Origin of the sequence: Niabella hirudinis, from assembly GCF_051201075.1 — a bacterium.
Lineage (GTDB): Bacteria > Bacteroidota > Bacteroidia > Chitinophagales > Chitinophagaceae > Niabella > Niabella hirudinis.
This window is the reverse complement of sequence record NZ_JBPEHJ010000001.1, coordinates 768688-791224: the sequence shown is the minus strand read 5'-3', so window position 1 is coordinate 791224 and position 22537 is coordinate 768688. Positions and strand designations below refer to the sequence as shown.

At 46.4% G+C, this 22537-nt stretch carries 13 protein-coding genes; all 13 read left to right on the top strand.

From position 1 onward, the window contains the following. Positions 1–8 precede the first annotated feature (8 nt). The 13 genes from GGU45_RS02970 (at position 9) to GGU45_RS02910 (ending at position 22497) form a co-directional block, all read left to right on the top strand. Positions 9–3167, top strand: a complete 3159-nt coding sequence (locus GGU45_RS02970; protein WP_435221853.1) for a SusC/RagA family TonB-linked outer membrane protein — start codon at positions 9–11, stop codon at positions 3165–3167. 19 nt (positions 3168–3186) lie between these two features. Beyond that, entirely contained in the window at positions 3187–5061 is a 1875-nt protein-coding gene (locus GGU45_RS02965; RefSeq protein WP_435221851.1) for a RagB/SusD family nutrient uptake outer membrane protein, read from the top strand. A gap of 367 nt (positions 5062–5428) precedes the next feature. Further along, positions 5429–6745, top strand: coding sequence for a right-handed parallel beta-helix repeat-containing protein (locus tag GGU45_RS02960; RefSeq protein ID WP_435221849.1), 1317 nt, complete (start codon positions 5429–5431; stop codon positions 6743–6745). A 15-nt stretch (positions 6746–6760) separates the two neighbouring features. After that, entirely contained in the window at positions 6761–8665 is a 1905-nt protein-coding gene (locus tag GGU45_RS02955) for a rhamnogalacturonan lyase (RefSeq protein WP_435221847.1), read from the top strand. A gap of 44 nt (positions 8666–8709) precedes the next feature. Next, positions 8710–11664: a DUF4982 domain-containing protein gene (locus GGU45_RS02950; protein WP_435221845.1), complete on the top strand. Its 2955-nt coding sequence runs from the start codon at positions 8710–8712 to the stop codon at positions 11662–11664. A gap of 129 nt (positions 11665–11793) precedes the next feature. Then, positions 11794–13128: a rhamnogalacturonidase gene (locus GGU45_RS02945; protein WP_435221843.1), complete on the top strand. Its 1335-nt coding sequence runs from the start codon at positions 11794–11796 to the stop codon at positions 13126–13128. Between the two features lie 3 nt (positions 13129–13131). Continuing rightward, positions 13132–14907 carry a polysaccharide deacetylase family protein gene (locus GGU45_RS02940; RefSeq protein WP_435221841.1) on the top strand — a complete coding sequence of 592 codons (1776 nt, stop codon included), beginning with the start codon at positions 13132–13134 and terminating at the stop codon, positions 14905–14907. A gap of 23 nt (positions 14908–14930) precedes the next feature. Beyond that, a complete protein-coding gene (locus tag GGU45_RS02935; protein WP_435221839.1) occupies positions 14931–17306 on the top strand; it encodes a glycosyl hydrolase 115 family protein in 2376 nt (791 codons plus the stop codon). Between the two features lie 39 nt (positions 17307–17345). Continuing rightward, positions 17346–18683: a rhamnogalacturonan acetylesterase gene (locus tag GGU45_RS02930; RefSeq protein WP_435221837.1), complete on the top strand. Its 1338-nt coding sequence runs from the start codon at positions 17346–17348 to the stop codon at positions 18681–18683. A 302-nt stretch (positions 18684–18985) separates the two neighbouring features. Then, the gene (locus tag GGU45_RS02925) at positions 18986–19312 is read left to right on the top strand and encodes a helix-turn-helix domain-containing protein (protein ID WP_435221835.1); all 327 of its coding nucleotides are present in this window, start codon (positions 18986–18988) and stop codon (positions 19310–19312) included. A gap of 5 nt (positions 19313–19317) precedes the next feature. Continuing rightward, a complete protein-coding gene (locus tag GGU45_RS02920) occupies positions 19318–20610 on the top strand; it encodes a DNA cytosine methyltransferase (protein WP_435221833.1) in 1293 nt (430 codons plus the stop codon). Further along, on the top strand, positions 20597–21919 hold the full coding sequence (locus tag GGU45_RS02915) for a hypothetical protein (protein WP_435221832.1): 1323 nt from the start codon (positions 20597–20599) through the stop codon (positions 21917–21919). The genes GGU45_RS02920 and GGU45_RS02915 overlap by 14 nt, the downstream gene beginning before the upstream one ends. Further along, entirely contained in the window at positions 21919–22497 is a 579-nt protein-coding gene (locus GGU45_RS02910) for a hypothetical protein (RefSeq protein WP_435221830.1), read from the top strand. Before GGU45_RS02915 ends, GGU45_RS02910 begins: the two co-directional genes overlap by 1 nt. The last annotated feature ends 40 nt before the right edge of the window (positions 22498–22537 follow it).

The window sequence follows — 22537 nt, the reverse complement described above, 5'->3', positions numbered from 1 at the left end:
AAACCAAAATGATGATCAAGTTAAATAAGAGTCGTGTAATAACCGGATTTTTTTTACTGCTGCTGTTGGCGCTTGGGGCAGGCGTAAACGGCCAGGCAAACAAACCCGCCGCTTCTATTACGGTGAGGGGGAAAGTGGTGGATAGCTGGTCGGGCAACCCCATCGCAGGTGCAAGGGTTACATACGGTAATGTGGCGGCAAAAATTACGGACACCGCCGGCGGTTTTGAATTGAATGTGCCCAGTAAAAACGCCTTGCTGGAAGTTTCGCTGGACGGCTATACTGCCAAAACAGTACCGGCATTGTCGGGTAAACCGCTTACGATTGTATTATATCCATCCGATTACCACTCGCTCTACGAGAAAACAACGACCATTTTTGGAGATAACGGGATACTGAAAACCACCGGTGCTGTAGAAAAGCAGGATGTTGATGGCTGGGGCCAAAACTCGGAAACGGTAGATAATTATATGCAGGGCCGGTTTTCGGGCGTACTGGTAACCCGCAAGTCTGGCACCCCCTCGGTGGGCGCCAATGTGTTTATCCGTAATTTTCATTCCCTGTACACCAATAACCAGCCTTTATATATCATTGACGGGGTGGTATACGATGCGGAGATACTCAGCCCTTCTATTACTATAGGGCATGAAAATAATCCGCTTCAGAATATTGATCTAAGGGATATCCAGGATATTACGGTTTTGAAAGATGCGGTGGCTACTTCTATTTATGGAGCGCGTGCTGCCAATGGCGTAGTGGTCATCAATACCAGTCATGCAAAAGAACTGGCCACCCGTATCGATCTGCAATTGTCGACCGGCTATAACCAGCCGCCTAAACCGCTGCCACTTTTAGACGCTTACGCGTATCGCAGCTATCTGAATGATGTGCTGGCAACCTCCTCCTATACAGGCGATGAGATTGCGGCTATGCCTTTTAATAATGATAATCCCTCCTTTTCTGACTACCGGGCTTATCATAACAATACGGACTGGCAAAGACAGGTATTAAAGAGCAGCATTGATAAAAATATGTTTTTAAGGGTGACGGGGGGAGACAATATTGCTAAGTACGCGCTTTCGGTAGGATATAATAATGAACGGGGCGTTTTGGCCAATACGGAGCAAAACAAGTACACCGCCCGGTTTAATGGGGATATGAAGCTTACACAAAGGCTAACGGCACAAACCAATATTTCCATGGGTTACGGACAGCAGCGGCTAAAGGATCAGGGTCTGGCGCCGGTAACCAACCCCGTTTTCCTGGGGCTTATAAAAGCGCCCATCCTGCATACCAATGAGGTGGTAAATGATGGTTCGGTTTCGCCCAACTATGCAGATGCTGATTATTTTGGTTACTCCAACCCGCTGCAGATTCTTTATAATGGCATTAACAACAAAAAAGCATACCGGTTCCTGGGGTCCGTTGTTTTTGACTACAAGCTGAACGAGCGTTTTAATATCACCAATCTTACGGCGGTAACCTACGATAAGGCGCAGGAAGACTTCTTTGTTCCCAAAAAAGGCGTGTCGAAGGATACGGTTAACAATATGGAAGTGTTTAGCCGGCTGGGAGCCCAGGTGGCCCGCTACTATTCCATTTCAAACGATTTGCGGGTTCGGTACAATAAAAAATTTGGCAATGAAAACGATATTGAGGCCATTGCCGGTTTCCGGTACCAGAAAAATGACGCAGAGCAGGACTATGCATTAGGTTTTAATTCGGCAACCGATCAGCTGGTAACCATTGGCAATGCCACGCCGGTTTCCAGGACCTATGGAGGCTACATTGGAAAATGGGTTAATGCAACAGGCTATGGCCTGGCCAATCTTACCTTACAGAACAAGTATCTTGTGAATGTGTCGCTGGGTATTGACGGCTCCAGCCGCTTCGGCCCGGAGGCAGACGGGATCAGGATTTCGGGCCATCCCTATGGCGTGTTTCCCGCTGCAGGCGTTGGCTGGATTTTGTCGAACGAAGGGTTTTTAAAGGGAAGCGCCATTGTTAATTTGTTGAAGCTGCGTCTTTCCTACGGCCTTGTGGGGAATGATGATATCGGTAATTTCAATGCCGGGAAAAATTATATTTCTCAAAACCTCCTGGGGGTGCAGGGATTGGTGCGGGAGGGCGTTGCGAATCCCTGGCTGCAATGGGAAACGGTGCAAAAATTAAACGCCGGCCTTGATCTGGCCCTGTTCCAGGAGCGGCTGAATCTTAAAGCAGATGTGTATCAGCATACCACAAAAAATATGCTGGTATATAACAGGGGCAATTCCTTATCCGGTATCAGCAACTATTTGTATAATAACGGGTCCATGAAAAATACCGGTATTGATCTGAGCATTTATGGCCGGCTTGTAGACCGGCGTGTAAAATGGGATGGGGGTATTACATTGGGTAAATATAAAAACGAAATGGGGGCCATTCCTGAAACGGTATACACGCAATACGGAGGCGCCACCTATATTACACAACAGGGCGCGGCGGCCAATTCCTTTTACGGGTTAAAGTTTGAAGGGGTGTACAGCACCCAGGCGGATGCCGATGCCGCCGGGCTGGCGATACGGGACCAGGCCGGAAAACGGATCCCCTTTGCCGCCGGTGATGCAAGGTTTACCGACCGTAACGGCGACAAAATTATTGATGATAAAGATCGCTTTATATTGGGCAACCCTTCACCCGATTTCTTCGGAGCCATGAATCATTCGGTATCCTATAAACGCTGGAAATTTTCTGCGCTGTTTACATTTAGTGTGGGTAATGATGTTTATAACTACACAAGGGCGCAATTGGAGTCCGGAAAAAATTTTTATAACCAAACCGAGGTGATGCTCAATCGTTGGCGGGCCGGGGGCCAGGTTACCAATGTACCAAGGGTAAGTTATGGCGACCCCATGGGGAATGCAGGTTTTTCTGACCGGTGGATCGAAGACGGGTCTTATCTGCGCGTACGCCAGGCGGCGCTGGAGTATGATCTGAAGGTCAATAAACAGATTGTGAAATACATCCGCTTCTACGGCACGGCCAATAATCTTTTTACCTGGACCAGGTACCTGGGGTATGATCCCGAATTTGCAGCGTCAGCAGATGTATTTAATGAAGGAGCCGATGTTACAATGGAACCCCTGTTCCGGTCTTACCAGTTAGGCGTTCGCATCGGGCTATAAAAATGAATTAAAAAAAACTATGATGAAATTGCTACAATCCTATACACGATTTTTATCAGCGGTTTTACTGGCGTTTGTCCTGTGTTTGGGCGCCTGTAAAAAAGCGCTTGATGTGCTGCCCGAAGACAAGCTGGATCAAATGATGGTCTATAATACCCTTTCGGATGCGGACGCCGCGGTACTGGGTATTTATGGCCAGGTGGCCAGCCTGGGCGACCGGTATATTTTATTAAATGAGCTGCGGGGCGACCTCGTGGATGTTACGGCCAATGCAAACCCCTGGTTGCAGCAATTGTCGAACCATGAGGTTACGGAAGACAATCCCTACGCGGATCCTACGCCGTTTTATAAAATTATTTTCAATTGTAATGATGCATTGAAAAACTTTAAAATTATGGCCGATCGAAGCAAACTAAGCCAGGCGGAATTTGCCCAGCGGTATTCGGATATAGCGGTGCTGCGGACCTGGTTGTATCTTCAGTTAGGCATTCATTACGGCGCCGTGCCTTATATAACGGAACCGGTAGAAACCGTAAAAGACATACCGGCCCTAAACAGCCAGGCCCGGCTTTCTTTTGATCAGCTGATTGACCGGTTGATAGCAGATGCCAAGGATCTGCCTTACACGGAGTATCTTGCCTATCCGGCCGGGAGCTCCCTTGTTTTTACGGTAGATGGAAGCAATACCCAAAAAATATTTATTAATAAGCAGCAGGTTTTGGGCGAGCTGTATTTGTGGAAGGGTGATTATTACCAGGCTGCCTACTGGTATAAAAAACTGCTTTCTGGTATGGATGTGGGCGCGCCGCGTATTGAGTACCAGGTAAACGAAAACAGGATTAGTTCCTTCAATTTTAATGTTTTTTTTACCGACAAGAAGTACCAGGATCCATCCGCATTGGTTAATTCGTTAACAGACGATGCCAATAGCTGGCGCAGCATTTTTGCCTTGCCCAATACTAACATGTCCTGGTCTTTTGAATGGAATTGGTCCATCCCCTACAGCAATTCTTTTGCACCCGGCAATCCCTTTGTGGATCTGATGTCAAAGGCCGGGAGCTATAAAATAAAGCCATCGCAAAGGGCTATTGATCTTTGGAATGGACAAACGAATATTGGCGGTATCCCCTGGGATGCAAGAGGACGGTTGTCTTATGAGATGAGCGGCAACGATCCCGTGATTACCAAGTTTACGGATAATGCTTCGGGGGCGTTGTCTTTATTAAATAAGGGCGGGCAGTGGAATATTTTCAGGGCTGCCGGCGCACATCTCCGGTTTGCCGAAGCCGCCAACAGGGATGGCCAGGGGCGGCTGGCTTATGCGCTTTTAAATGATGGCCTTATTAATACTTTTTATTACGGCGCTTTTAGTTCCGGCGGAACCAAAATTCCGCGCAGCTTTTTTGAACTGGAATCGATGATTACTTACCAGGGTTTTGACGCTGCCCGGATTGTTTACCCGGAAGGGTCGCCCTATTATTTCGATGCGCGGGTTAAGGATCAAAAGGGTATCGGGCCCTGGTACCGGAACAGGGGCATTCGCGCCCGTGCGGCCCTGCCCAACCTGCCATTACCCGGCATTAGCTACGGACCCGGAACTGCAGATGGCTATGGAAGCATGATGACGGGTTTTAATGTGGATCCCGTTTTGCTGGAAGATAAAATTATTGAGGAAGATGCCCTGGAACTGGCTTTTGAAGGCGAGCGTTGGAGCGATCTTACCCGCATAGCCCGCCGGCGCAATAACCCGGCCTTTCTTGCGGACAAGATTTATGAAAAGCTGCTCAAAGCTGGTAATCCCCGGGCCGGCGCGGTAAGGGCTAAGCTGATGGATCCGAAGAACTGGTATTTGCCTTTTATACTGAACCCGGATAAATCGGGGAATAAAAAGTGAACAGGTTGGCTTCATGATTTTATGTTTAAAAACCTGGATATAAAAGCGGCTAATGCCTCAGGGATTGATAAAACGACTATTGAAAATGCAGTGTGGGGCAATTTGAAAATTTGAGAATGTGGGAATGTGAAAATGTGAAAATGTGACAATGTGAAAATGTGGAGGTGTGGAAATGAAGTGGGGATCCAGTATTAAACCTTCTTAAACGGTGTTCAACAATGTTCAGCCATATTCAACAATGCTCAACAACGTTTAACCACACTTGTCGGAAATAGAAGAATACAAACAGATAGTAGCTCACAGCATTAAACGACTTTTAATGTCTAATGTCTAACATCTCGTATCTAATATCCAGGATCTTTAAACAATGAACGTGATATACAAAAGCCTTATAGGAGCGGCGCTCCTGCTCGTTGCTTCATTGCCGGCAGCGGCGGTAACTTACTATATGGCACCTGGCGGAAGCGATGCCAATCCCGGCACTATTGCGAGGCCCTTTGCAACCATAAACAAGGCGCAGTCGGTAATGGTGTCGGGCGATACACTGTACTTCAGAGGGGGGACTTATAAGATTACGGAGCGCCAGGTTATGCAATATTCCCGGGCCTACGCGCAGGTTTTTTTAATGAACAGGAGCGGGAGCCCCGCCCGTAAAACCTGCTACTGGGGGTATCCCGGTGAGCGCCCTGTTTTTGATTTGTCGGAGGTGAAACCATCCGGCTACCGGGTGACCGTTTTTCAGGTATCGGGCAGCGATCTGTATTTTAAGAATTTTGAAATAACGGGTACGCAGGTTACTATTACCACGCATACCCAATCCGAATGTTTTCGCAATGACGGGGGCAGCCGCAATATTTATGAAAACCTGGCGATGCATGATGGAATGGCCATCGGTTTTTACCTGGTGCGGGGAAGTAATAATCTGGTACTAAACTGCGATGCCTATAATAATTACGATCCGGTTTCGGAACGCGGCAGAGGGGGCAATGTAGATGGGTTTGGGGGGCATGCAAACACCACGGGCAGTACCGGCAATACCTTTAGGGGATGCCGGGCATGGTACAACAGCGATGACGGATTTGATCTCATTGGAGCACAAAGTGCCGTGACCATCGAAAACTGCTGGGCATTTTATAATGGATATAAGCCTCCCCGTTACGGCAACCTGGTATCCGCCGGTGATGGCAATGGGTTTAAGGCCGGCGGTTATGGAATGGGTACTCTCAGCAGCAGTGAACAAGCAATGGTTTCAACAGATGCCGTGCCGGTACATGTTATAAAAAAATGCATCGCTTTTGCCAACAAAGCCAGCGGCTTTTATGCCAATCATCATCTTGGCGGAATCACCTGGCAAAACAATACCGCTTATAAAAACCGGTATAATTTTAATATGGTCAACAGACAGCGCAATGCTGATCCCGCTATAGCGGTTGACGTAAACGGCTACGGCCATGTCTTGGAAAATAACCGTTCCTATTTTCCAAGGACCACCGGGGCAGATATCGTTCATGTAAATGAGACTGCCTGTATCATTGCAGCCAATTCTTTCTTAAACGCATCGGCGGAAGCTGTGTCGGAGAATGATTTTATGAGTATTGACCCCGCGGCGCTCACCCTTCCCCGGCAGCCCGGCGGGAGTTTGCCCCTGATTGATTTTTTAAGATTAAAAGCAGTTGATGAGTAAAACTTATTTTTGAAAATGATGAACGATACATATATCGGTAGTTTTTCTTTCAAAAGCCGGCTTGGGTTGCTGCTGTTGTTTTTCCTATGCAGCGCAGCGGCTCCGTGCCAGCGTTTGATGGAACCGATGAACAGGGGTGTGGTAGCCATTGCAGATGGTGGCGGTAAGGTCTTTGTCAGTTGGAGGTTGCTGGCGGCAGACCCGGACAATATCGCATTTAATCTTTACCGGAAAACCGGCAATCATGAAGAAAAGCTCAACAAAGCCCCGCTTGCAGGTGCCACCAGCTTTTTGGATGAAGCGCCGGGTGCAGCGCCTGAAAGAATCTATATCGTAAAACCGGTGCTTAATGGCAGGGAACTGCCGGAGGCCGGCCGCTTTGTGCTCCGGGATAAAGAGCATCCGTTTTTATCGGTGCCCATTAGCATCCCGGATGGCTATGCTGCGAATGACGCTTCGGTGGGCGACCTGGATGGCGATGGCGTTTATGAAATTGTATTGCATGTTGCCGGCAAAGGGCATGATAACAGCCATGCCGGCTTTACCGATCCCCCGTTGATACAGGCTTATAAGTTAGATGGCACTTTATTGTGGACCATCAATCTTGGAAAAAATATAAGAGAAGGGGCGCATTACACACAGTTTATGGTATACGACCTTGATGGTGATGGTAAGGCCGAAGTGGCGATGAAGACGGCCGATGGGGCCAGGGATGGTAAGGGCCGTATAATTGGCGACAGCACCAAAGACTGGCGAAATGATAAAGGCTATATCCTGGCAGGGCCGGAATATTTAACCGTGTTTGACGGGCAAACGGGAGCCGCCATACACACGGTCGGTTTTGTACCGCCGCGGTCCAACGACTCCCTCACACCCACACCTGAGGCATTGAAGGCGATTTGGGGTGATGGCTATGGCAACCGCATGGACCGTTTTCTGGCGGCCATTGCCTACCTGGATGGGGTACATCCCAGCCTCGTTATGACCCGCGGCTATTATACAAGAACGGTAATTGCCGCATGGGATTTAAAAAATAAAAAATTACAGCAGCGCTGGGTTTTTGACACCAATGACCGGGGCAATGGAAACTATGCCGGCCAGGGCAATCATAACCTTAGTATTGCGGATGTGGATGGCGATGGACGGGACGAGATTGTGTACGGAGCCATGTGTGTAGATGATAATGGTAAAGGCTTATATAGTACGGGCCTGGGTCATGGCGATGCCCTGCATGTATCCGACCTGGACCCCTCCATCCCCGGTTTGGAGGTGTTTGATATCCAGGAACGCTTTGATGATGCGGGCTGCAGTTTTCGTTCGGCGGCCACCGGCGCCATCTATTGGAAAAAGCCTTCAGTTAAAGCGGGTGAAGATGGGGAGGGCCCCGGGCGCGGCCTGGCGTTAGATGTGGACCCGCGGTACCCCGGTGCGGAATGCTGGGTAGCCGGGGCGGGTATCAGGGGGATGTTCGATTGTAAGGGAAACAAAATTGAAGATCGGACGCCCGCCTGCAATATGGGAATCCTCTGGGATGGCGATCTGCTGGCCGAGATACTAAGTGGCACCAATATCGATAAATGGGATTACATGAACCAGTCAACCAACAGGATTCTCAGCGCCGCGCAGTACCAATGCCGCAGCAATAATGGCACCAAGGCCACACCCGTATTGGTGGGCGATATCCTGGGCGACTGGCGCGAAGAAGTGATCTACAGCACCGTTGATAATAAAGAACTGCGGATTTTTTCAACCACCGCTCCCACGCAGTATCGCTTCTATACCCTGATGCAGGATCCGCAATACCGCTTAAGTATTGCCTGGCAAAATGTGGGCTACAACCAACCGCCCCATACCAGCTTCTTTTTTGGAGATGGCATGAAGCCGCCGCCAAAGCCGGATATTAAAAGTACCAGGCAATAGTCCGCGGGAAGTTGCAGACAAAATGAAAAATTTAAACAACAGAAATGAATAAAGGAATTGTAACGCTTGTGCTGTTGATAGTCACCTTTGCCGGCTGGGCGCAGCCGGCGGCCCGGATGAAATATAATTTCAACAGCTCCTGGAAATTTCATCCGGGCGATCTTTCCGGGGCGGAGGCCATTGCATACAATGAAGATAGCTGGCAAGGGGTTACGCTGCCCCGCGCCTGGAACGAAGATGAAGCCTTTAAAAAGGATATTAAAGACCTGTCAACGGGAATCGTATGGTACCGCAAACACTTTAAATTGCCGGCATCGGCCCGGGGACAAAAAGTGTTTATTGAATTTGAAGGCATCCGCCAGGCTGGCGATTTTTATGTAAACGGCAAGCCGGTAGGCGTTCACGAAAACGGTGTTACGGGCTTTGGGTTCGATATTACCGATGCCGTGCAGTTTAGTGGCGATAATGTGATTGCGGCACGCATCGACAATGCCTGGGACTACCGCGAAAGGGCCACCCATACCAAATATCAATGGGAAGACAAAAATTTCAATGCCAACTACGGAGGCATTATTAAAAATGTATACCTGCACACAACTCCCAAATTATACCAAACGCTCCCTCTCTACTCAGGCCTGAAAACCACCGGGGTGTATATTTATGCAAGTGATTTTGATATCAGGGAACATACGGCTGTGATTCATGCCGCTTCTGAAATTAAAAATGAAACGGAGCAGGTGCAGATGGTGGAATATGCGGTGGCAGTTACTGCGCCGGATGGCAAAACCATCGGTTCCTTCAGGGGAGAAAAAATGCCCCTGCAGCCCGGGGCCATTGCAACCCTCAATGCCGCAGGAAAACTGGGTGGGTTACAGTTCTGGAGCTGGGGGTATGGTTATCTGTATAATGTGCTCACCAGCCTGTTGGTAAATGGCAGGCCGGTTGATGTGGTGACTACAAAAACAGGTTTTCGTAAAACGGCATTTAAAGACGGTATGATTTATCTGAACGACCGGGTAATGATGGTGCATGGTTACGCGCAGCGCACTTCAAATGAATGGCCGGCCATTGGTTTGAGCGTGCCTGCATGGCTAAGCGACTATAGCAATGGCCTGATGGTGGAAGGAAACGGCAACCTGGTGCGGTGGATGCACATTACGCCGGCAAAGCAGGATGTGGAAAGCTGCGATCGTGTAGGCTTAATGCAGGCCATGCCGGCGGGCGATGCAGAAGCCGATGTACAGGGCACCCGGTGGGAGCAGCGCAAGGCGGTGATGCGGGATGCCATCATTTATAACCGGAATAATCCCAGCATTATCTTTTACGAGTGTGGCAATAAAGGTATTAGTGAAGCGCATATAACGGAGATGAAAGCGATCCGCAATCAATACGATCCCCATGGGGGGCGGGCAATAGGCAGCAGGGAAATGCTGGATAGCAAAACGGCAGAATATGGCGGGGAGATGCTTTATACCAATAAAAGTGCAGGTATTCCGTTATGGGCCATGGAATATTCGAGAGACGAGGGGTCGCGAAGATATTGGGATGAATGGACGCCTCCTTATCATAAAGATGGCGATGGACCCCTGTACAATGGGCAAAACGCTGCTATTTATAACCGGAATATGGAATCGCACGCATTGGAGAATGTAAAACGATGGTATGAGTTCTGGCGCGAGCGACCGGGTACCGGGAGCCGCGTAAGCAGCGGCGGTGTTAATATTGTTTGGTCCGAAACCAATACCCATCATCGCGGAGAGGAGAACTACCGCAGGAGCGGCGAGGTAGATGCGATGCGCATCATCAAACAAAACTTTTATTCCAACCAGGTAATGTGGAATGGCTGGGTAGTACCGGAAAAATACAGCATGCACATTATCGGTCACTGGAATTATAAACCCGGTGTAAAAAAAGATATTTATGTAATTGCGTCTGCGCCTAAAGTGGAGCTAAAGATCAACGGCCGGTCGCTGGGTTTTGGTGAAAAAAGCGATGGCTTTATTTTTACGTTTAAAAATGTGGAATGGCAACCGGGCACCCTTGCTGCTACTGGTTACAATGCGCAAAATAAACCGGTTTGTACCGCCAGGATCAAAACCATCGGTGCACCCGCAGCACTGCGCCTTACGGAAATAAAGCGACCGGTGCCCTTTCGGGCAGATGGTCAGGATCTGGCCCTGGTGGAAGTGGAAGTAGTGGATGCCGAAGGCAATCGCTGCCCGGTTGCGCTTGATATGATTCATTATAAGATGGAGGGCCCCGGAGAGTGGCGGGGAGGCATTGCCATGGGGCCGGACAATTATATTTTGAAGCAGGATTTTCCGGTGGAAGGAGGTGTAAACCGATTTTTGATCCGATCCACAAATACCCCGGGTGCCATCACCATTCGTGCCACTGCAGCCGGGTTAAAGCCCGCAGTGATAGCGCTTCATTCAACAGCAGTGCCGGAGGAGAAGGGCCTGTCGGAATTGTTGCCATCAGATGGTTTGTCCTCCCTGCTTGTAAAAGGCCCCACACCATTAACGCCCTCCTATACGGTGACCCGGAAATCGATACCGGTGCAATCTGCAAAAGCCGGGGCCAATGAAGACAAGGCATCGCTGAGCTATGATGATAATGAGCGTACCGACTGGGTTAATGATGGAACTATCCATACGGCCTGGATCGAATATGAACTGTCGAAACCGGCCACTATTGATGAAGTTTCATTAAAACTGAATAACTTTCGTACAAAAACCTATCCCCTCATCATTACAGTAGATGGTAAAGAAGTGTTTAATGGAAAAACCCAGACCACGCTGGGGTATTATACGATCAAATGCAAACCGGTTCGCGGCAGCAAGGTAAGAATACAATTGGCTGGCAGCGCATCGGGTAACGCAACAAAAGAAGTTGAAGTAGGAGGAAAGAAACTGGATGATGGAGTAGCGCGGGATGATGCGAAGGCCAAAGGTGCGCTCAGTATTATTGAGGCGGAGTTTTATGAAAGAGCATATTAAAAAGGGAGCAATAGGGCGGAGTTGTTGCCACGAAAACGGAAGGCGCAAAGACGCACGAAGAAAAGATGGTCTGCCTTTGTGTTTCTTAGCGGCGGCATAATTCAATCGCAAAAAATAAAATAAAAAAAGATGCGAAACAAAAAATGGATTGTATTTACGTTGGTGCTGATGTTTACTATTCCTGTTATAAAGAGCAGGGCACAAACTTTTCCCGATGGATCGCCCATCCCTGCCTGGTTCTCCGATGCGGGAGTTGTAAAGCTTCATACACTGGGCAAAAAATATATCCTTACGGATTACGGCGTAACAAAGGACAGCACGGTGGTGCAAACCGAAAAGATCCAGGCCATTATTGACCAGGCCGCTGCAAACGGAGGCGGCGTTATAATCATTCCTAAAGGCGTATTCCTTAGCGGCTCGCTGTTTTTTAAACCCAAAACACATCTTTACCTGGAGAAAGACGCCACACTCAAATGCAGTGATGATATTTCCGATTTCAAAGTGATTACAACCCGCATAGAAGGCCAGTCGCTAAAATACTTTGCGGCACTCGTCAACGCCGATGGTCTTGATGGGTTTACCATTTCGGGCAGCGGTACCATTAATGGTAACGGGTTGCGTTACTGGAAGGCATTTTGGCTGCGTCGCCAGTGGAATCCCAAATGTACCAATATGGATGAGCAACGTCCGCGGCTCTTATTTGTATCCAATAGTAAAAATGTGCAGGTATCGGGCGTGCAGTTGCTGAACTCGCCCTTCTGGACCTCGCACTACTATAAGTGTGAAAATCTTAAAGTGCTTGGAGTGCGTATCCTTGCCGGTACCAATAACGGGTATGCAGTGCGCGCCCCCAGTTCCGATGGTATCGACCTGGATGTATGCCAGAATGTATTGATAAAAAACTGTTACATTTCAGTAAATGATGATGGCGTTTGCCTCAAAGGAGGCAAGGGGCCAACAGCAGACAAGGATCCCAATAACGGTGCCAACCGTAGTATTATCATCGAAGATAATACGATCGTTAATTGCCCCTCGCTGACATTGGGAAGCGAATCTGTTTTTACCCGCAACGTGATTATGCGGCGCTGCACCGTCAAAAATACCTCCCATGTGCTGTTGCTGAAAATGCGGCCCGATACCCCACAGCAGCATGAATATGTATTGGTAGAGGATATTACGGGAACGGCGCGCAGCTTTCTTTCAATAGCACCCTGGACCCAGTTTTTTGATTTGAAAGGGCAGCCCGAGCCGCACTCTTCCGCGCGCTTTATAACGATGCGCAACAGCAAGTTGAGCTGCAATGATTTTCTCAATATTAAATCTTCAAAACAATACGAGCTTTCGGGTTTTGCATTGGAAAACTTGGAGATTACGGCCCCTGAAAAAGCCGTTGTAGGATTGGATTTTATTAAAAACCTGCAGTTGAAAAAAGTACTGGTGAATGGTAAACAGTATACTGAATAACCGATGAAGCTATGCAACTACCTCTTGCTCGCCGGGCTCTTCTGCGGCTCATGCACAATTGCCGGCGCCCAAACCCACGTTATCATTACCGCCGGGCAGTCGAATACGGACGGGCGGGTACCGAATCAATTATTACCCGCTTATATTAAAGCTCTGGCAACGGACACCGTCAATTTTTCGGAGGGAGCTTACCGCTATTGCAAAGTGGCGCAGAACCGGAATGACGGGCGCTTTGTGCCCTATTTTCCAAAGGGAAGAATTTCGGAAGGATACTGGACCTATGACGCCGTAACCTACTACCGGCTGGAGCAGGCATTGCAACAGGATTTTTATGTTATTAAATATGCGGTGGGCGGCACTTCTATTCAATATCCAAATGATACGGCAAAAGGCCGGTACTGGTCGGCCAATACCAGCTGGCTGGCCAATACCACCTCCATTGAAAAAGGTGGGAAATCCCTCCTGCTCTCGTTCACAGATGCCATTGATGCAGCTATTGATCAAACCTTGTCGAAGTTTAAAAATGGCTACCAGGTAGATGCCTTTCTTTGGCATCAGGGCGAAAGCGATGACCGGTTTGACAAAAAATATTACGACAACCTGAAGGCAGTCGTGGCCTATGTGCGGAAGCATTTAACCGAAAAGACCGGTAAGGATTATATGAAGTTGCCGTTTGTTTTTGGATCTATACCTCAATCTAACCGGCATTTTAAGCCCCTGGTAGATGGGGCAATGCGGCGGATTGCCGAAGAAGATCCCAATGCTTTTTTTGTAGACATGGCACAGGGCACATTGCAGCGGGACCGCACTCATTTTACCAAAAAGTCGGCAGAGTACCTTGGCAGCGAAATGTATAAGCTATTAGCCAAAATAATGGTCCCTAACAAATACGGTTTCCGGGTAGCGCCATACCGTGATGATAAAACCTGCGCTATCAGCTATACATTTGATGACGGGTTGCTGGAACAGGCTACGCTCGCAGCGCCGGTCTTCAATAAGCTGGGCTTTAAAGCTACTTTTTTTGTAAATGGAAAATCCATCGAAGATACGGTAGCTGCCGGCGGAAAGCCCCGCGTATCCTGGGCGCAGCTTAAAAAGATGTCGGCTCAGGGGCATGAGATATCCAACCATGGTTGGGAACATCGCAATTTTGGAAAATTTTCGTTAGAGGAGATCGCTGCGGATATTGCTGGGAATGACAGCGCCATACAGGCAAATATCCGGGCTATGCCGCGCACCTTCGCTTATCCGAATAATACCAAAACGACCGAAGGCGTTATACTGGCCAGCCAGGGCCGGGTGGCTACCCGGTTGTTGCAGTTTTCGGTTGGTGGAAAAAGTACGAAAGATAATCTGGGGAAAAAGATAAAGGAGTTGCTGGCCAACAGGGCATGGGGTGTAACCATGACGCATGGGCTTACCTATGGCTATGACCATTTTAGCGACACTGCTATCTTTTGGGATCATTTAAAAGAAGTAAAAGCGCGGGAAGATAAAATATGGGTGGCCACCTTTCGCCAGGTAGCGGCATATATAAAAGAACAGAAAGCGGTTACCTATGAAATTGGTGAAACCCGTGGTGGCTTTACGATCCGGCCTGAACTGAGGCTGGACCGGTCGCTTTATACCGAACCCCTAACGGCGGTAGTTGAAAAAGGAGCGGTAGGAAGCCCGTTGATTCACCAGGGTAAAAAGAAGCTGGCTTACCGGGTTGTAGCCGATAAAATAATCTTTGATTTTGATCCCGGTGGCGATAAAATAGATATTACAATAAAATAAATAGGATGTTTAAAAACCGGCCTATGTGTTTTTATCAATTTTATATTCGGGTGATCACAGGCATGGCATGCCTATGGCTGTTTCCGCTGGCAGCCGGTGCCGGTGTTGTTTTTCGCAGCCATGCCAGCCTGGAGATATCCGTCAATACCGGCGAAGCCCCGGTCGTTTACACGGCATTGGAATTGTTTGGAGCAGATTATAAAAAAGTATTAGATGGCGCTGTGCTAAAAGGGGACCATGCAAGGCTGCTGATTGGCACGCTTGGAAATAACAGTGATGCCGAAAAAGGCATCAGCAAAAAACAACGGGACCAGCTGCGGTTGCATAACGAAGGATTTGTTATGGAAGTGCGGCAAAATAAATTGTACATTCTTGGGAGTGATAAGCGCGGTACGGCCTATGGTATTTTGGAATTGTCCAGGTTGATGGGCATATCGCCCTGGGAGTGGTGGGCGGATGCCACTCCTCAAAAACGGGGCGACTTTCGCCTGGAAAACGGGTATAGCAAATTGGAATACCCATCCGTTGCCTATCGCGGTATTTTTATTAATGATGAAGATTTTGGACTATTGCCCTGGAGTAGCAAAAATTTTGAAAAAGGCCTGCCCACTGTGGGGAAAACAAAAGGCGCCATCGGCCCCAAAACCTATGCGAAGGTATTTGAACTGTTGCTGCGGTTAAGAGCCAATACCATCTGGCCCGCTATGCACGAGGTAACCGTTCCTTTTTACCTGATACCAGGCAATAAGGAAATGGCGGATAAATATGGCATTGTCGTAGGTACCTCACACTGTGAGCCGCTGATGCGCAACAGTGTAACGGAATGGGATCTTTACGGTAAGGGCGATTATAATTATGTAACGAACAAAGACGCGATGTTGTCTTACTGGACGGACCGGCTTAAGGCATTAAAGGGATCGGATCATATCTATACAATCGGATTGAGGGGTAAACACGATGGTATGATGCAGGGGGTAAAAACACTGGCTGCACACAAAGCCGTACTGGCGCAGGTGATAGCCGATGAAAGGGTGCTCTTAAAAAAGTATGCAGCTTCAGGAGACGCGGAAAAACTGCCCCAGATCTTTATTCCGTATAAAGAAGTGCTGGATGTTTATAATGATGGGCTAAAAGTACCGGAGGATGTAACGCTGATATGGTGTGATGATAACTATGGATATATCCGGCATTTCCCCAATGCACAGGAACAGGCAAGAGAAGGTGGCAGCGGTATTTATTACCACGTTTCCTATTGGGGCCGGCCGCACGATTACCTTTGGCTGGCAACCACCCATCCCGCCCTGTTGTATACGCAAATGAAACATGCCTATGAGCGGGGCGCAAAAAAATTCTGGATCCTGAATGTAGGAGATATCAAACCGGCAGAATATTTAACAGAACTGTTTATGGACATGGCCTGGAATATCAGTTCTATCGCAGATAATGAAAAAGGGTTGGAGCAGCACCTGGATGCATGGCTGCATCGGGAATTTGGCGCAGCCAATGCCCGCCAGCTGTTACCGGCTATGAATGAATATTACCGGCTGGCCTATATCCGTAAACCGGAATTTATGGGAGGCACAAGAACGGAAGAAACCGATCCTAAATACAAGATGATAGTGGATCTTCCCTGGAGCGAACAGGAAATTCGTCAGCGGATTGAGGACTATGAGGCAATAGCAGCAAAAGTAACCCGGCTTGCCCGGCAGCTTCCCGCCGGAAAACGGGATGCCTGGTACCAGCTGATTGAGTACCCCGTATGCGCAGCTGCTGAAATGAATAAGAAGTTTTTGTACGGGCAACTGGCAAGGCATGATAAGGCCACATGGGAGCGGAGCGATGAGGCCCACGGTGCCATCGACCAGCTCACCCGGAAATACAATGCCCTGCATAATGGCAAATGGAAGGGGATGATGACCGACCACCCGCGTTCGCTTCCTGTTTTTGAAAAACTACAGCACACAGGATCCGCGGTGGCAATGGCCGGGAAAACGATGCCCCGGTTTTTATTCAACGGAAACGAGTACCGGCGCTACACCGGCTCCCGGCCGGTTGGCTATGGGCTGGGCTACCAGCGGGGCGCTGTGAGCCTGGTAAAGGGAAGCACCATTGTTTTTAACTTTACGATGCAGGATGCAGGTTCTGTTAACATTGAACTGGCGCTGGCGCCCAATCATCCGGTTGGTAAGGCGATCCGTTATGCTATACAGGTGGATAACGGGCCTTTACAGGAAATAGATTATGCCACCGAAGGACGCAGTGAGGAATGGAAAGAAAATGTATTGCGCAACCAGGCCCGGCGTACTACGCATCATAAGCTGGCAGGGGCAGGCAAACATACGGTAACCATTAAAGCACTGGATGAAGACGTGGTGGTGGATCAGGTAAAAATTTGGTAGATAGCTGCCAGGATATATAGAAAAGATAAAGGAATACACATGATACAACAACTGATTTACCGGGCGGGTATTCTTGCTTTAGCCGCCTGGTGCGGGAGTACCGGACTCTGCGCCCAAACCCTCCGGTTCGATTTTGGAAAGGGAAAAACAGCTAAGGGGTACACCAAAATTTTTCCCGAAAAAGGTTTCGATCAGCAGCGGGGCTATGGGATCGATTTGGGTACCCATGTAGTGAGTAATACAGTGGTTGGGAAAACCGCATTAACAGATGGGTTCGTTACCAGCGATCAGCCGTTTTATTTTTCGGTGAGATTGCCCGAAGGGAATTATAATGTGAAGGTTTGGACCGGTGATGATCAGGGTACCGCAGATATTACCGTGCGGGCCGAAAACAGGCGTATGTTTGTAAACCGCTTGCAAACGGAAAAGGGTCGGCACCGGCTTATTGAATTTACGGTGAATATCCGCGACAGCCTGATTGCCGGTACCAACCGGAAAGTACGTCTTAAGGAGCGGGAATATGGGTACCTGCATTGGGACAATAAGCTGACCCTGGAATTTAACAGCAGGCAGCCAAAAGTGAATGCCATTGAGATTACGCCCAATAGGAAAGCCATATCTGTTTTCCTGGCAGGAAACTCCACCGTGGTGGATGGCGCCAGTGAACCCTATTCCGCCTGGGGGCAGATGTTTCCTTATTTTTTTCAGCCGGGAAAAGTAGCGATTGTGAATCTTGCGGAATCCGGTGAAACGCTGAGCGGGTTTATTGCAGCACGCCGTTTTGCAAAGATGCTGAGCCTGATGAAGCCAGGCGATTATGCGTTTGTAGAATTTGGGCATAACGATCAGAAACAAAAAGGACCCGGGGTTGGCGCTTTTACTACTTATAAAAAGAACCTGGTTTTTTTTATTGATGAGGTTCAAAAGAAAGGAGGAATCCCGGTATTGGTGACCTCGGTGCAGCGACGGCGTTTTGATAGCACCGGCAGGATCGTGGAAACCCTGGGCGATTACCCGGCAGCGGTGCGCCAAACCGCAAAAGAAAGAAAGGTGGCGCTGGTGGATCTGAATGCGATGAGCAAAACAATGTTTGAAGCCATGGGCGAAAAAGGGTCTCTGCTGGCTTTTGCACATTTCCCCGCGGGTACCTTTCCCAACCGGAAAGAGGCCATTGCGGATAACACCCATTTTCGCCCGTTTGGCGCCTACGAAGTGGCCCGGCTGATGGTAACGGGTGTCAGGAGGGCGGGCTTAAAACTGGCCGGCCTGATCAAGCGGGAGGAGCCGGTATTTGATCCTTCGAAACCCGATGCCTACGCCGATTTTTACTGGCCCCAAAGCCCCGGCAGGGATGCCACCAGGCCGGATGGAAATTAAATTGGGACCGGGTTCAAAGAAGATTCATTTATCCGTAAAATTCATATTGTGTATATTTTTATGCGTTGGCTGCGACCCCTACAGAACGACCGTACAACAATCAACTCGACAACTTGATGCACATTGCGGACATTTGCAAGCCGCACAAAGCCCACGCACTGACCCGAGTTTGCAAAAGAGTTGCAATTTTGCCAACGCACCCGCGCCCACCCGCCATCCAAAATATTTTGCTAAAAAATTTGGTATAACAGAGTGTGAGTTCTTATTTTTGTAAAAATCGTCAAGACGAAAAAAACAAGACAATGAAGGCAAACTTTGGAGAATATATTAGAACTTTAAGAACTCAAAGCGGTTTGACACTTACTCAGTTAGGTGCTAAACTTGGCATTGACTCAGGAGCTTTGAGCAAAATCGAAACAGGCAAAAAAGCATTTGATGAAAATTGTTTGCCTAAACTTGCAGAAACATTTAACCTTGATTTGGAAACACTAAAATCTGAATTGATAAGCGAAAAAATTGCATACACACTTTATCAAAACAAGTGCAATGATAATGTACTTACTCTCGTAGAGGAAAAGGTAAAATACATCAGACAGAAAAACACAATACAAACAACGATTAAGCTATAAACATTATGTACACCCAAACAGAATTAGAAACAATTTCAACTGTGGAAGAACCGCAAATGTTTATTGACTTTAAACCCAATAAGCAGAAAAAATCCACAAATGAAAATAAGAATTTCAAAATCGTATCGCTATTTAGCGGTTGCGGAGGTTTGGATTTGGGATTTTCGGGAAACTTTGATTTCAGAGACAGACATTTCGACAAAACAAAATTCAAAATTGAATATTCAAACGACATTGACCCTGCTGCTGAATATGTCTATAATGCCAATGCTTCTTTTTTCAATAATCACGAACTACATCGTGAGGATATAAAAGATGTTGATTTCAAAAATATTCCTGATTTTGATTTTTTGCTTGCAGGATTTCCTTGTCAGCCATTCTCAAACGCAGGATTAAGAAAAGGCATCAATGACGAAAGAGGAAATCTTTTTGAAGAATGCGAAAAATTACTCAAAGTAGGTTTGAAAAGAGAAAACAAACCTATCGGTTTTGTTTTTGAAAACGTAAAGGGTATTATGTCTTCAAAAATGGAAGATGGCACAAGTATTCCCGATGAAATTGTGAAACGAACTGAAAAATTAGGATTTAAAACTTGTTATAAACTTCTAAAAACAAGCAATTACGGAGTTCCCTCTAATCGTCAGCGACTAATCATTATTGGTATCAGAAAAGAGTTAGGTTATTTTGATTTCAGGTTATTAGACCAAATTGTAGCCGAGTATAATTTGCCAAGTGAAACAGATAGTCCTTATGATTTGTACCTGGGTTCTGCTTTATGCGATATTCCTAAAAATGCACCGCAAGCGAATGATTTTTGGAAATATTCCCCGGGAGGGCAATATATGGTTGACAAAATTGGCCCTTGTGAAGATGGGAAAGAAGCGTTGGAGAAGTTCAAAAAGAAAACGCCATTAAATAAAATTAGTAAAACAATTTCTAAAGGTAAATCTTGGAAAAGTATGAATCCTGAGGATATGTCGGAGCGTTTTAGAAAAATTTGGAACAACCCGAAAAAATATCACGCACCTAACTTTTATCGCAGGTTTGCATTAGGCGAAATTAATGGTACAATTACCGCTTCCGCTCAACCAGAAAACTGCGGTATTACTCACCCTTTTGAAAACAGAAGATTTACAATCAGAGAGATTGCAAGAATTCAATCTTTCCCGGATGATTTTAATTTCCCTTACAAAACCATAGCAAATGCTTATAAAGTAATCGGTAACGCTGTTCCACCTGTTTTTGCTTGGGTTATTGCCAAAGCATTAGAAAAGCATTTTGAAAATGGAGAAAATTAACCACATTAAAGCATACATACTTGGTTTATTAGTAGGAGGCGGAAAAATAGACGAAAACACATTCGTAATAGACCTTCCCTTCAAAAAATGGGGAATGGAACCTAAGCGTATGAATTTTATCGCTACGGATATTCTTACGAAAATTTGCCAATATTTCAATTCATCGTACAACTTCAATGTGACTTATGAGATTGGAAATGGCAAATGGTTGATTATGCCTATTGACAATTCGGATGTTTCGAGTCTAAAAAAAGACTTGGAATTTTTGGGTTTGCCGATTGGTGGTTTCTTGTTATCAACTACTGATTTGGCTATTGCAAAAGAAAAATTATCAGGAGTAAATACTGCAAGTTTTTTATCGGGAATTTTTGACACAAGAGCAAGTTTGACATTATCGCACAGAAGATTTACCGATGATGCACCAGTTGTTTCTATTGAAATTCCGGGAAGCACAAGAAATTTTAAATTAGTTGTACAATTGTGTTCTTGGCTAACGGATTTGGGTTCGATAACCGACCAAATTTTATACAATCATCCTAACCAACATTCGGCATCTGACCCCGATTACAAAGGTTGGAAAAAAGGGTTTAAAATTCGATTTTTGGTTCGTTCATTTCTTACGCAATATTCGTTTGCATTACAGGCGAAATCTATTGATGTAACAAAAATTGAAAAACACCAAAAGAAAGAAGAACAAATTCCGTGTATTTTACGAAAGTTAAGAACACCAAGTCCAGTTTCAGTTCATACAGACCAAAATTCCAACGAATTACCTATTGAAGTGAGAAATAAATTGTTTTTTCACTATCATCATTTTTGTGCTGTTTTGGAATGTCCACACGCACCTGTTGAAGAAATTGAAAAGTTAGTAAAAAACAAAAACAGATACATCAACTTCTTTCCAAGATTATCAAAAGGAACGAAAAAAGAACTTTTGAAAAAACTGAAAGAAATTCAATCAGAATATTTTCCTGAACTGGAAATTTCAACACATAAAACAAAGGTTTCAAGACTTATAGAACACAAAGATTTTGAAAGTTTCACAGGAATTGACCAAGGTGTCGCCTATCTTTTTGCAGAAACTTTAAACGGAAAAAGACACACAGGTTCAATGGGTGATATTATTCAAAGCCATACACCGGAAATATTAACTTTGAAAACGATTGGAAATTCTTTTGATAGTCCTTTATTAGTCATTAATTCAATAAATGATAGAGCGTTTATTTGTTCATCCGTAAGTAATAGACTGAACCAACAGCTTATTAAAACAAAAATTAAAGTAGATAACATAATCGTAAAATTGAAATAGTGATACAGAACGAAATAAGCTATTATGAAGAATTTTCGAAGAAATTCAGCCAATACCTAAACACATATCTTGGGGAGGGTTACAGTGTTTTTTACTCTTGTAACAAGACTTTGGATTTCATTGTAACGGACTTGGAAAAGCAATCAGGCATCACCATAAAAGAAGACGGAACGTATATTCCTAAACTGAAAGTCGATATAGTGTTTTCTATCATCAACCCCGACAAAAAAGTGCGATTGATATTAATTGAAGCAAAGTATTTAAGCCAATTGAGTTTAAAAGATTATTCTCAATTAGTTGGGTATTTACAGGTCGCCAAAACCATAGATTTAGGATTGTTGCTTCTTATTCAAAAAGGAATGTCGCCCAACAAACTATCAAACGATTTTCAAGAAATTGTACGATTGAAAAAACTTCCTATGGACTGGTTTATTGATATGAAGAAGATTAACGAGCAGTACAATTTCAAAACTGGTATCATCAACTATTTGCCAGCAGGCGGAATTGACTGGATTGCCACAGCGGACATTAATGGAATTTCATCATTTGAAGAATTAACAGAAATATTGAAAATGTAATGGTAAAACAATAAAGCAAAGAAGGGCCCAGTGTGCATAG